The sequence below is a fragment of the Streptomyces huiliensis genome (assembly GCF_020037025.1).
In the GTDB taxonomy this organism is placed as follows: domain Bacteria; phylum Actinomycetota; class Actinomycetes; order Streptomycetales; family Streptomycetaceae; genus Streptomyces; species Streptomyces huiliensis.
Genome location: NZ_JAIQLH010000143.1, coordinates 25,406 through 37,337, shown reverse-complemented (window position 1 = coordinate 37,337; position 11,932 = coordinate 25,406). Strand labels below are relative to the sequence as shown.

Genomic DNA, 11,932 nt, shown 5'->3' with positions numbered 1-11,932 from the left:
CGACGCCGGTGCGCACCGAGCGCTCCCGCGCCCCACTGCGAAGCGACCCCCAGGCCCCTCCCCGACCCCACCCACGCTACGGACCCCCACCGCCACCCCGGCATCCCGCACACCACCGGGCCGGGGGTGGGGTTAACCCCCGGTCGCCCTCGGCCGGCCGGGGCCCTTAAGGGTTTGCGGAGGGGCCGCCGGGGGCATGTAGGCTGTCCTTTCGTTGCGGGCGCATAGCTCAGCGGTAGAGCGCCGCTCTTACAAAGCGGATGTCGGCGGTTCAAATCCGTCTGTGCCCACGCATGAAGGCCCAGGTCGGAGCAGTCTCCGTCCTGGGTCTTCGCCGTTCTCGACGCGATCGGCGTGAGCGTCCCCCGTCCACGAAACCGGGTGCCCGGCGGCCACCGCCTCCCGGATTCCTCCCAAATGATCAAGTGTTGACGGGGGCCGTCGGCGCGCGGCGCCGAGACGCCGAAGGTGCCGCTTGCCGTCCGCGCCCCGGCGGCCTCGGGAAGCGCCCGGTCGTGGCGGCATTTGCGTGTGCACGTCAGCCGGGCGGGGAATCGTGATCGTGACTCGGAGCTCCGGATATCGCCGATTCGGCGAGCTCCGCACCAGGCTCCGGCGCTCGGAGTGGCTCGGGGCTTGAGGCGGTCGGCCCCGCGCCCCGAGGTGTCGCTGCTAGCGGCGGTCGTTTCGGCGGGACTTCGCCCACCAAGAGCGGACGATCGGGGCGGCCACGATGATGCTGGTGACTGCCATGACGACTTTCGAAACGGAATCGATGACCTCGGCCACCGGCCGGCTCCGGAGTGTTCGGAAGGCCCTCGTGGGTCGGCTACGACCTGTGAGGGGACCCCGGGAGCAGTCCAAGACTCGGTGCGGCAGAGGGGGCGCCCTCTCTCCCGGGCCGCACGGAATCTCGTCGAAATGGAAGACGCGTGGCCTCATTCCTTGGGGAGCCTTTCTGCGCGCTTTGCCGTCCGGCCGTCACTCCGACGGAACGGGCTCTCCGGCGGTTCCACGCGACGGGCAGGCGGTGTCGGGTGCTGTCGTTGGCGAAGATGGCTCCGGAGCGTTCTCCGGTCGGCCGTGAGCGGTCAGGGCATCTGTGCGGTGAAGGCCGCGTACGCCCGCTCGTCGAAGAGGACGAAGCGGACTTCCTCCACCGCCGTGTCCGTTTGCCGTACGGTCTCGACCGCTGTGCGGGCCGCGTCGTCCATCGGCCAGCCGAAGATTCCCGCGGAGACGGCGGGGAACGCGACGGTCCGGGCGCCCAGTTCGGCCGCGACGCGGAGGGACTCCCGGTAGCAGGAGGCGAGTAGCTCTGAGCGGTCCTCCTCCTGACTGAACACCGGGCCGACCGTGTGGACGACCCACCGGGCCGGCAGGCGGCCGGCCGTCGTGGCGACGGCTCGGCCGGTGGGGAGGCCCTTGCCGTAGTGGGAGGCGCGGAGGGCGCGGCAGGCGGCGAGGATCTCCGGGCCGCCGGCCCGGTGGATCGCGCCGTCGACGCCGCCGCCCCCGAGCAGCGAGGAGTTCGCCGCGTTGACGATGGCGTCGACGTGTTGTTCGGTGATGTCGCCTTGGACGAGGGTGATGACGGTCATGGCGCCCATCCTCGGGGACGGGGCGGCCGGGCACAGGGTGATTTCCGGGTCCGGTGGCAGGAGAGCGGAGTGTGGTGACGAGGATGGCGGCGGGCTTTTCGCCGGGCTCGCGGAGTGGGGGTTTACGGTGTTGGGGGCGGCGTGCCTGTCGGTGTCGCTTGCGGGGGTCGACACCTCCGCGCCGGCCGGGGTCGAGCGGGAGCAGGTGGCCTACTGGCGGCCGGAGAGCCTCGGGGAACTGCTGTTCAACCTGTGGGATTAGGGTCGGGGGATGGTTTTCGGGAGGGGCGGGCGGGACGAAGAGTCGCTGCCGGCGGTTCTTGACTGGCGGGGCGTCACCACGTTCACCGTCGGCGGCGTGGAGCGGCAGAGTGCCAAGGGCGGGCGCACGGTGTTCGGGCCCACCGCCGTCCGCGTACCCCGGCGGGAGGGCGCGGGCCGTGTCTACCCGCCCTGCGCCCTGATCGTCACCCGCGACGCGGCCACCCGCGTGCTGTACGGAGATCGGGAGCGGCAGCGTGTGCTGTGTACGGTCGAGTGCACCGGGGATGGCGATGGGGAGCGGCGGTACGTGGTACGGGACGAGTCGGGGGGCGAGGTCGGGCGCGTTCGGCGTGTTCCGCCGACGCGGAAGCTGCTGCGGCACACCTGGCGCGTCGAGCAGCCCGGGCACCCCGAGATCGTCGGGCGCAACAAGTGGGCCGCCCTCTCCCGGCGGGACGCCGCCGCCCGCGCGGCCGGCAAGCTCGTCGAGGGCGTCCTCGACTCGGTGTTCTCCTTCGGTGCCGAGGGCGGTGACGCGCCTCGCCGCGACCGGACCCTGCTGTGGCTGGCCGAGGGGGAAGAGGTGATGCAGTCCGAGGGGGTCGACTTCCGCGTCAAGGCTCGGTGGCTTGATCGCCGGCTCGCCTTCGCGGTGGCCGCCATTGGTGACAGTTGAGGCCGGTGGGGGGTAATTCGGGTGCGGTGGTTCGTGTGCGTTCGTAATCTGGGCGCATGTCCCCCACCCGGACCGCAGGTCCCGCATGCCCCGAGGAGATCAACCACGCCATCCGCAGCTTCCTCACCGCGCGCAGCAGCCGCGCGCTGACCGGTGACGAGCGGCGGGAGTACGCCCGGCTGCGGACCGAGTGGCTCGCGGCCACCCGCGGCCGGGGCCGGTACTGCACGGCGGCGTGAAGGGGAAGGCGGCGTGCGGGGAAAGGTGGCGGGAGTGGTACGGAGGGTGTGCCGGCCGTCGTGCCCCGCTTGATGAGGATTTGATGAGCTTCTCCTGAACTCTGCCCGGATCCCGGGCCGTTTGTCAGTGGCTCCCCTTAGCCTGTCGGCATGTCCCTGGTCCCCATCCGTCAGCAGCCACGCGCCGAAGAGATCAACCGTGCCATCCGCGCCTTCCTGACCGCGCGCCGGGGACGCGCGCTCACCACCACCGAGCGGCGGGAGTACGAGCAGATGCGCGCGGAGTGGCTGGCCGCCGGGCCGCTGCGGTGGCGCGGCGGGCGGCGCTGACCCCGGTCCCGGACGCTGGTCGTGGCTTCACTCGTGTGGTGCCGTCCGGCGCGACACTCGTCGTCGCGGGTGTGAGCCTGGAGGCAGTGCCCGGGAGTCGGCCGTGGCAACGCGGTTGCCCAGCCGCATGGTTACCCGCCCCCCCCGTTTCCGGCCACACCGTTTTCCGGCGGCACCGTTTTCCGGCGGCACAGTGCGCGGCGAGAGGATCCTTCAGGCGATGGCCGAGCCCAGTGCGAAGAACAGTGTGGGCCGGGCTTATCTCGGCGACGTCTTCATGCGTCATCCCTTGACGACGCGGAACCAGGAAGAGCTCGACCTCCTCCACAAAGCGCGCGCCACTCTCGAGCGGAACCTGAGCAAGCTGAAGAGGATGCCCAAGGACGGGAAGGCCGAGATCTGTCCCGTCGGATTCTCCCTGAACGACGTTCGCTACGAAGGGTTTCCGGCCGACGAGGCCACCGCCCGTGAGCGCGGATGGCGCGCCTATCTGAACCTCGGGGTGCCGCTCATCGAAGAGGAAGGCGATATCGAGCAGCCGCCTCCCGACCTGCTCTCCAAGCAGACGTACGTCAACGCCACCGACCCCGTGCAGTTCACCGCGACGGACACGGTCGAGTTCTCGATCTCGAACACCATCAGCTGGTCGCTCCAGGGAACCGTGCAGCTCACGTTCGGGGCGAAGACCTCGGCGGCGGTACAGGCGCAGCTGCAGAAGAGCATGGCGCTGAACAAGTCGATGAAGTCCACGGTGAAGAACAGCAAGGACAACATCGGCGTCGACAACGAGACCCAGACCCAGGCGACCGGCACGACGACGGCATCGGGTTCCGCCACCGGGACCGGGGAACTGTCGGCGCAGCTGATGCTCGGGATCACCGCGTCCGTCAGCGGTTCGCTGACCACCGCCTGGAAGCACACGTCGACGGTCACCGTGCCGGTGGGCAGCCGGGTGGACGTCATGGCCACGACGCGGCGGCAGATCAGACGGTTCTCCTATGCCATTCCCGTCACGTTCGGCGGCTGGGTCGCCTTGTACTACGAAGAGCCGGTGCCGGTCCGGTGCGCTCCGCCGCAGACCGCGAACGAGTACAGCCGCGTCCTCGCCTGGCCGCTCGGCGAAACCGCCGACGAGGCCAACAACTTCGACATGTGCGACACCGGCAGGAGGTTCCTGCAGAAGGGGCTGGCCGAAATCGTCGCCGTGAAAGTCGGCGAGCACCGGGTCTTCCAGCCCGAGGAGATCGACTTCAAGAATCAGAAGCAGGCTCTCTAGCACCAGAAGCAGGCTCTCTAGCGCGGAGGACGGACATGTCTTTCGGGAACATCTTCGACACCGGCGGAGACCAGTCGGAATCCGGTGAGAAGTCCACCGAGAAGATCCGGGGCAACACCCCTGGTGCCGAAGGCGAGTCCAAGGACGTACGGGACCTGGAAGCGGAACGCGATCCGTGGCTCGTACGTCAGACGGCACACGGCGCGTTCGGTGTCATGGAATTCCTGGGTGGTCTGTTCCGGAACGCCCAAGAGGCGTCCACCGCCCAGCGCCAGGCATCCGAAGACCCCAACACCGTCTCCCGCACGGCGTCGTCGAGCCTGAAGGCGTGCGGGCCGCCGAAGGCGGACCTCCGCGACGAAGACCTGCCGAAGATGGAGGACCTGTCGAGGGTCATCGACCACAGGACGGCGTACGACCTGGTCACGACGGGCCTGGGAGCGTCGGAGGGCCTCGCGGTGGACCCGGCGCGGAAGACGGTGTACGTCGCCGACCGGGCCGGACAGAAACTGTCCGCGGTGGACGTCGCCACCGGCGCCCAGCACGTGATCGCGAGCGGACTCGGGGACGTCGGCGACGTGAAGGTGGACGGGAAGGGCAGCGCCTACGTCACCGACTACGCCAACGCGCGCCTCCTCGTGGTGAATCTGTCCGACGGCTCCTTCACCCCGATCACCGGCCTCACCGGCGCGTACGGCGTAGCACTGGACGGCGGCAAAGGCAGGGCCTACGTCGTCAACCACGCCGAAGGGCAGCTCTTCGAGGTCGACCTCGGCAGCAAGGAGAAGAAGCGGGTCGCCGCGGAACTGGGCGTCCTCACCGCCACCGGTGTGGCACTGGACGGGCGGGGCAAGGCGTACGTCGGCGACACCGGCGGCCGTCTGTACGAGGTCGATCTCGCCACCGGCAGGCACCACGTCCTGACCACCCTCTCCGGGGCAGGCGCCCTGCGCGTGGAGCTCGACGGCGCCGGCAAGGCGTACGCCGTCGACCCGCAGCCGCTGAACGGGCGCCTGTACGAGATCACGCTCGCCGACGGAGCGCACCGCGTGGTGGCCACGGGGCTCCAGACCTGCAAGGGCCTCGCCCTGGACGTCGGTGACGACCGGATCTACGTCGGCAACCAGCAGGGACAGCTGTGGCAGATCCGCAAGAGCGCCACCGAGGCCCGGGGCGGCGTCGGACAGGTCGTTCCGCCGCCCGGGACCGGGACCTGAGCGACGCGGTGCGCGGCGTTACGTGGCCGCCGTACCGGAGTCCGCCGGCGCGTACACCCACGCCTCGGCGCCGGAGGCGAGCGGCACCAGGGTGCGCGCGTAGTCGTCCACCTCGTAGTCGTCCGCCGCGGCCAGTTCGCTCTCCGTGATCAGGAGCGCGGTGCCCTCGACGCGGTCGGCGGGGTCGCCCGTCGGCCGGAGGATCGGGTGGTGGGCGGAGCCGCTGAGCGCGATGACGTGCGGGTCGGTGATCTCCACGGTGGCCAGCCGGTAGCCGGGCAGTGCGTCGGACGTGCCGGCGAGCTCGCGGCCGAAGAGGGAGCGCTGGACCTCGGGCTGGCGCAGGGTGCCGTAGGAGAAGAGGCGGACGGTGGGCTGTTCGATCATGGTTACAGCATCGGGGCGGGGGGTGCGGCCGTGCAATATGAGGTGTGCCTCGCGAGATGGGGTGTGCCTCCGTCCGCTGAAGGCCGATGCCGTCCGTCGAAGGCCGGTGCCCGTCACCTCACAGGAGCCGCCCGTGGCCGCCGCCGCCCTCCCCGCCGAGCTGATCGCCGTCCGGCACGGCCAGAGCACGGCCAACGTCCTGTTCGACCGGGCCCACGCCACCGGCACGCCCGCCGTGCTGCCCGCCGGTGCCGACCTGCGCGTACCGCTGACCCCGCTCGGCCGGGAGCAGGCCGCCGGGCTCGGCCGGTGGCTGGCCGCGACGGTCCCGGACGCCGTCGTCGTCTCGCCGTACCTCCGCGCCCGGCAGACGTGGGAGGCCATGGCGGACGCGGCCGGACGGCTCGGCTGCCGGGCGTCTCTGCCCGCGCCCGTTCTCGACGAGCGGCTGCGCGACCGGGACATGGGCGTCTTCGAGGGGCACGACGCGAACGCGATCCGCGCCCGTGACCCCGGCGAGGTGCTGCGCCGCGAACGCGCCGGCGAGTGGGCCTACCGGCCGCCCGGCGGCGAGTCGCTGTCCGACGTCGCCGCCCGGGTCCGCGCCCTGCTGCATGACCCCGACGCCGTACCGCCCGCGCGACGGGTGCTGCTCGTGGCGCACGACGCGGTCGTCGTGGCGCTGCGCCACGTGCTCGGCGGCGAGACGCCGGACCGGCCGTGGCCGGTGCCGAACGCCTCCGTCTCGCGGTGGGTCGCGGACGACGATGGCGGGGGCGGGGGCGGCGGCGGGCTGCGGCGGGTGGAGTTCGGGGTGACGCGGCCGTTCCCGTAGAACGCGGCCGCCCCTGTATACCGGCCGTCCCCGTCCCCGTCCCCGTCCCCGTCCCCGTCCCCGTCTCCGTCCCCGTAGCCGGGGCCGGCTCGCCGGCTCAGCGCCCGGCGCGTCCGCAGAGCGCGTCGTCGGCCAGCTTGCGCGTGGCCTGGTTGAGGCGGACGAGGTCGGGGCGGTCGCCGTCGCTGGTGACGGACACCGCGACCGACCGGCGGCCGTCCGGGGTCACGCCGGTGCGGGTGTACGAGCCGAAGCCGTCGCCCTCGTGGTGCCAGTACCCGCCGCCGCAGGTGAGCGGGGTCCAGCGGAGGCCGAGACCGTACCCGCCGGCCGGCCACTCGGCGAGGTCGTCCGCGTCGCCGGTCCTGGCCACCGTCCGCTGCATCTCCCGCAGCTGGGCGGGCGGGAGGAGCTTGCCGCCGGCCAGGGCGCGGAAGAAGGCGCGCAGGTCGGCGGTGGTGCTGACCACCCCGGAGTCGGCGGTGTGCTGGATGCTGTGGTCGGTGACGTCCGTCCGCCCGCCGTCGGGGGTGCGGAGGGTGACGCGGGCGTGGGGGCCGGGGAGGTAGGGGTTGGCGCCCGGTACGGAGGTGCCGCGCAGGCCCAGCGGGGCGATGATCCGGTGCTCGACCTGCTCGCGCCACGGCAGGCCGCCCGCCTTCTCGGCGATCATGCCGGCGAGCAGGTAGTTGGTGTTGGAGTACGCCCAGCGCGGGTGCGCGGGGTCCGGCAGGAACAGCGGCCGGTGGCGCAGGGCGACGGCCACCCACTCCGTGGCGGGCGTCGTGTCGTATCGGTGCTTCTCGAAGCTCTCGGCCAGCGCCCGGCCGAGCTCCGGGTCGTCGACGTAGTCGAACAGGCCGCTCGTCTGCCGGAGGAGGTCGCGGACGGTGATCCGCGCACCGTCGTTGCCGTGGCCCTTGACGACGCCGGGGAGCCACTTCTCGACGGTGTCGTCGAGGGACAGCTTCTTCTCGGCGGCCAGTTGGAGGACGACGACGGACGTGAACGTCTTCGTCGTGCTCGCGGCCCGGAAGCGGGCGTCCCAGGGCGTCGGCGCCGCGCTGCCGCCCGCGCGCGACCGGAGCACGCCGCGGCCCGTGTCCACCTCGGCGAGCACGCGGACGTCGCCGCCCGCCGCCCGGACGGCCCGGACGTCGGCGTCCAGGGTGGTGTGGGCGGCGGGGGCGGCGGTCCGCGCCGCCGTGGCCGAGGCCGGGGTCAGGCCCGTCAGCAGTGCCGTCGCCGCGGCGACCGCGCCGCCGATCGCGAGGGCCCTTCCGCTCCGGCGGCGGCCCGGTCGCCCGCCTCCGTGGCCGCCTCCGCGTCCGCTTCCGCCCCCGCGTCCGTGGCCGTGACCGTGACCGCTGTCGCGCACCCGCATGTTCCGTGCTCCTCGTGCTCGTTGCCCAGGGCCGGGTGCGTCGTCCTCCGGCGCTCCGCCCCCCCCCGCGCTGTCGCGTACACCGATCCCATCACCGGGGCGCCGGGCGGGCCATGGGCCTGCGCCCCTGGGCGGGGTGTACCTGGCACCACCCCCCTCGGGTGTCGCGGACGCCCCACGGGTGACCTCGGCCGTACCCGTGACCCCGTACGCCCCACGGCGGTTGGGTGCACGAGGGAAGGCCGGTGGGGGTACCGGCGGAAGGGGAGGGGAGCGGCATGGCCAGACGCATCACCGGAGCGGACCGGGTGATCATGGCGCGTTTCACGGCCCAGTGGCCGGACGCCCGGTGTGTGCTGGCGTACGCCAGGCACGAGTCGATGGCGGTGGTGGCCTCCGTGCCCGTACCGGGCACGTCCCCGGCCGCGGCCTCGCTGTGGGAGCTCGCGGCCCGCCATCTGCCGTCCAGCACCGCCAACGAGACGGACACGTACGGCAGGTGGCTGCTCGGCGCGGGCTGGAGCATGAGCGTCATGCCGCCGGCCGGCGGACTCGTCGTGTACGGCGAACCCTGGACGCTGGACGTCGCGCGGAGCGCGGTCCTCAAGGAACCGGCGTACGGGGCGGAGGGCGTGCACGTGGGACGGGTGACGTTCGGGAGCCCCGAGGTGATGGAGCGGGCGGCGGCGTTGCTCGGGTGAAGGTCGGTGGTGAAGCGGGGACATCGCCCGGACGAAGGAGGCGGGCGGCGGCGGTGAGGACGTCCGCCACCGCCCGCCCGGGCCCGGCCCGCCGGGGGGACCGCCGTGCCCCGGCCGGGCGCGGACATCTCGGTATCGGCCGTCGCCTAGGGCACCTAGGGCACCTAAGGCACCTAAGGCACCTAAGGCACCTAAGGCACCTAAGGCACCTAAGGCACCTAAGGCACCTAGGGCACCTAGGAAACGGCCTTTTCCCGAGCGGTCGTTCCCTAGGTGACGGTCACCGTCCCCCGCATCGTGGAATGCAGGGAGCAGTGGTAGGGGACCCGGCCGCGCGTGGTGAAGGTGTGGGAGAAGGTCCCCCGCGGCGGGAACGGTGCCGAGCCGAACGAGCCGTCGTCCGCGGTCACCGTGTGGTCCGTTTCGGTGTCGTCGTTGGTCCAGGTGACCGTCTCGCCGACATTGACGGTCAGTTCACCGGGATGGAAGGCGAAGTCCCGGATGGAGACTTGGGGCATGGGACGTGCTCCTCGTGTCCGGGCGCGTGGGTCCGCCCGAGTGAGGAGGACCTGCCCGCCGACCGGCGTTCCCATCCGGGAACCGGCCCTGACTCACCCGGGCGGCCTCAGGCGGAGAGGTGCCGGTGCTCCTGCGGGGTTCCGGTGGGTGACAGCCGCACGGCCGGCGCCCGGAGGACGGCGTGCGGCGCCGCGGACGACGCGTGGGCCGCAGGGGTCGCGGGGGCCGGGGGAGCCGCGGGGGCTGCGTGGGACGGCGGGGCCTGTCTCGGGAGCGCGTACGGCTCCGGGGGCGCCGACGGTTCCGGATGCCCGCCCGGGCCCGGCGGCACGCAGGGGCCCGGCGCCGCGTACGACACCCCCGGCGCCGCGTACGGCATCGCCACCCCCGGCGCCGCGTACGGCATCGCCACCCCCGGCGCCGCGTACGGCATCCCCACGCCCGGCGCCGCGTACGCTTCCGGCGGCGACGGCCGGATCTCGCCGCGCCGTTCCCGCCACGCGCGGTACGCCGCGTTCCCGTGCGCCAACTCCTCGTAGGCGACGGCCACGTCCTCGTACAGCGCGTCGATCTCGGTGATGGACAGCGCCCCCGTCCGTGACACCAGGGACAGGCGGGCCGTGAGCGGATCGCCGAGCAGGGGGCGGACGACCGTGCCGTCCGTCGGTTCGGCCGTGGGCTGGCAGAGGCGGACGGCCTCGCCCGACGCGACGAGGTCGGCGGCCGTGGCGGTGTCGCGGACCTGGAGCAGCCGGGGGTTGAGGCCGGCCGCCGAGAGGGCGCGGCGCAGGGCGGCGCACTCGTGGTCGGCGGTCGGGTCGACGATCCAGGAGTCGTCGGCGAGTTCGGGCAGCGCCACGCAGGTGAGGGCGGCGACGGGATGCCCGGCGGCCAACGCGACGAACCGCGGCTCGCAGTCGACCAGCACGCGCCGCTCCAGGCCCGGCGGCAGGTGCAGCGGGAAGCCGGCCGGTTCCTGGACGAGGGCGACGTCGAGCTGGTCACCGGCGAGCAGCTGGACCAGGGCGGCCGGGGAGACCTCTATGTGGATCGTGGTGTCCGTGCCGGGGAGCCGTCGGTGGACGCGGCGCAGCCACTCGGCCACGGTCGGCCCGCCCACGCTGCCGAGGCGCAGGCACCGGCCGCCCATGCCGCAGGCGGCGTCACGCGCCGCCATCACCAGGGCGGTCATCTCGGCCACGATCGGCCGGGCGCGGGACAGCACGGAATGGCCGAGGGGCGTCGGACGGCTGCCCGTCTGCCCGCGGGTGAACAGCACCCCGCCGATCGCTCCCTCGATGCGCCTGAGCTGAGTGGTGAGCGAGGGCTGGGTCATGCCCAGCTGTAATGCGGCCTTCCGTACGCTCCCGGTATCGGCTATGGCGCACAGCGCACGGAGGTGCCTGACCTCAAGCTCCACGGTCCGGAGCATAACCGCGCCCCCTTGGCCACACCAGGCACATTCTCGGGCAGGTGTGTGAACCGCCCGTCAACCGTCCGTCAACCGCGCATGGTCGCGGGGGCGGTGGTGCGGCAATGGTGGTGCGGGACGGCGGGGACGGCAGGGACGCGAGGGGCTGCCGCAGTGTGGACGCTTGGGGGCACCTTGGGAGCACCTTGGGGGCGCGGGCGCCCGGGGGTGATTGGCCGGAGCTATCGCCGATTGGCATCATCCCGGTCGCCGATGGCTCGGCAGACACTCTGCGGGACCGAACACTTCACCGGTGCGTCACCCGGCCGTGCGTCCCACCCGCGCGGCCGGTGGCCCACCGACGGAAATGGAGTCCCCCACATGAACCACTCCATGCAGCGTTCCCTCAAGCGCTCCACGCAGCGCTCCGCCCTGGTCGCCGCGGCGGCCCTCGGCCTCGCCGTCGCCGCCACCACGGCGGCCGTCCCGGCGACCGCGGCCACCCAGTCCGCGTCGGCCGGGCAGGGCATGACGAGATCGTCGTACGTCGGCTCGGCCCAGGAAGAGGCCAACAACAAGGCGTTCTTCGAGGCCGTCATGAAGTCGGCGAAGGCCAAGCAGGCCGCGTCGCCCGGGCTGCGCACGGTCACGGTGACGTACGACGCCCGCCAGGCGCCGAGCTTCGCGAACCAGATAGCGCAGAGCGCGCAGATATGGAACAGCTCCGTCCGCAACGTCCGCCTCCAGTCGGGCTCCAACGCGGACTTCCGGTACTACGAGGGCAACGACTCGCGCGGTTCGTACGCGAGCACCGACGGCCACGGCCGCGGGTACGTCTTCCTCGACTACCGGCAGAACCAGCAGTACGACTCGGTGCGCGTCACCGCCCACGAGACCGGGCACGTCCTCGGCCTGCCGGACCACTACTCGGGCCCGTGCAGCGAGCTGATGTCCGGTGGCGGCCCCGGCCCGTCCTGCACCAACCGCTACCCGAACAGCAACGAGCGCAGCCGGGTGGACTCGCTGTGGCGCAACGGGCTGTCCCCGTTCGCCAAGCAGGGCGCGGTGAAGAAGGTCTACTGACGGACCGGC

Annotated in this window: 14 protein-coding genes and 1 tRNA gene; 10 read left to right on the top strand and 5 right to left on the bottom strand. The window is 72.6% G+C overall.

Features of this window, described 5'->3' with window-relative positions; translation table 11 throughout:
* Positions 1-218: 218 nt before the first annotated feature.
* Positions 219-290: transfer RNA gene (locus JNW98_RS22985), tRNA-Val, on the top strand.
* Between the two features lie 801 nt (positions 291-1,091).
* On the opposite strand, the gene JNW98_RS22980 is transcribed toward JNW98_RS22985, so the two are convergent.
* On the bottom strand, positions 1,092-1,601 hold the full coding sequence (locus JNW98_RS22980; RefSeq protein WP_223770167.1) for an O-acetyl-ADP-ribose deacetylase: 510 nt from the start codon (positions 1,599-1,601) through the stop codon (positions 1,092-1,094).
* On the opposite strand from JNW98_RS22980, the gene JNW98_RS22975 reads away from it, so the two are divergent.
* The 6 genes from JNW98_RS22975 (at position 1,600) to JNW98_RS22950 (ending at position 5,603) form a co-directional block, all read left to right on the top strand.
* The gene (locus tag JNW98_RS22975; RefSeq protein WP_223770166.1) at positions 1,600-1,863 is read left to right on the top strand and encodes a hypothetical protein; all 264 of its coding nucleotides are present in this window, start codon (positions 1,600-1,602) and stop codon (positions 1,861-1,863) included. The genes JNW98_RS22980 and JNW98_RS22975 overlap by 2 nt on opposite strands.
* 9 nt (positions 1,864-1,872) lie before the next feature.
* Positions 1,873-2,541, top strand: coding sequence for a hypothetical protein (locus JNW98_RS22970; RefSeq protein ID WP_223770165.1), 669 nt, complete (start codon positions 1,873-1,875; stop codon positions 2,539-2,541).
* Between the two features lie 56 nt (positions 2,542-2,597).
* On the top strand, positions 2,598-2,780 hold the full coding sequence (locus JNW98_RS22965) for a hypothetical protein (RefSeq protein ID WP_223770164.1): 183 nt from the start codon (positions 2,598-2,600) through the stop codon (positions 2,778-2,780).
* 150 nt (positions 2,781-2,930) lie between these two features.
* Positions 2,931-3,110, top strand: a complete 180-nt coding sequence (locus tag JNW98_RS22960; RefSeq protein WP_223770163.1) for a hypothetical protein — start codon at positions 2,931-2,933, stop codon at positions 3,108-3,110.
* A gap of 220 nt (positions 3,111-3,330) precedes the next feature.
* On the top strand, positions 3,331-4,386 hold the full coding sequence (locus JNW98_RS22955; protein ID WP_223770162.1) for a gluconolaconase: 1,056 nt from the start codon (positions 3,331-3,333) through the stop codon (positions 4,384-4,386).
* A gap of 35 nt (positions 4,387-4,421) precedes the next feature.
* Complete coding sequence (locus tag JNW98_RS22950; RefSeq protein WP_223770161.1) at positions 4,422-5,603, top strand: NHL repeat-containing protein; 1,182 nt, start codon at positions 4,422-4,424, stop codon at positions 5,601-5,603.
* Between the two features lie 18 nt (positions 5,604-5,621).
* Here the strand turns inward: JNW98_RS22950 and JNW98_RS22945 are convergent, their stop codons facing one another.
* The gene (locus JNW98_RS22945; protein WP_223770160.1) at positions 5,622-5,990 is read right to left on the bottom strand and encodes a gamma-glutamylcyclotransferase family protein; all 369 of its coding nucleotides are present in this window, start codon (positions 5,988-5,990) and stop codon (positions 5,622-5,624) included.
* A gap of 133 nt (positions 5,991-6,123) precedes the next feature.
* Here JNW98_RS22945 and JNW98_RS22940 point away from each other — a divergent pair, with 133 nt between their 5' ends.
* Positions 6,124-6,825: a histidine phosphatase family protein gene (locus tag JNW98_RS22940; protein ID WP_223770159.1), complete on the top strand. Its 702-nt coding sequence runs from the start codon at positions 6,124-6,126 to the stop codon at positions 6,823-6,825.
* Positions 6,826-6,922: 97 nt separating this feature from the next.
* Here the strand turns inward: JNW98_RS22940 and JNW98_RS22935 are convergent, their stop codons facing one another.
* Positions 6,923-8,209: a serine hydrolase domain-containing protein gene (locus JNW98_RS22935; RefSeq protein ID WP_223770158.1), complete on the bottom strand. Its 1,287-nt coding sequence runs from the start codon at positions 8,207-8,209 to the stop codon at positions 6,923-6,925.
* A gap of 278 nt (positions 8,210-8,487) precedes the next feature.
* Here JNW98_RS22935 and JNW98_RS22930 point away from each other — a divergent pair, with 278 nt between their 5' ends.
* On the top strand, positions 8,488-8,910 hold the full coding sequence (locus JNW98_RS22930) for a hypothetical protein (protein ID WP_223770157.1): 423 nt from the start codon (positions 8,488-8,490) through the stop codon (positions 8,908-8,910).
* Positions 8,911-9,179: 269 nt separating this feature from the next.
* Here JNW98_RS22930 and JNW98_RS22925 read toward each other — a convergent pair whose 3' ends face one another.
* Positions 9,180-9,428 carry a plastocyanin/azurin family copper-binding protein gene (locus JNW98_RS22925; RefSeq protein WP_223770156.1) on the bottom strand — a complete coding sequence of 83 codons (249 nt, stop codon included), beginning with the start codon at positions 9,426-9,428 and terminating at the stop codon, positions 9,180-9,182.
* A gap of 107 nt (positions 9,429-9,535) precedes the next feature.
* Positions 9,536-10,849, bottom strand: coding sequence for a LysR family transcriptional regulator (locus JNW98_RS22915; RefSeq protein ID WP_308015653.1), 1,314 nt, complete (start codon positions 10,847-10,849; stop codon positions 9,536-9,538).
* A gap of 372 nt (positions 10,850-11,221) precedes the next feature.
* Between JNW98_RS22915 and snpA the strand changes: the two genes are divergently transcribed.
* Entirely contained in the window at positions 11,222-11,923 is a 702-nt protein-coding gene (gene snpA / locus JNW98_RS22910) for a snapalysin (RefSeq protein ID WP_223770155.1), read from the top strand.
* The last annotated feature ends 9 nt before the right edge of the window (positions 11,924-11,932 follow it).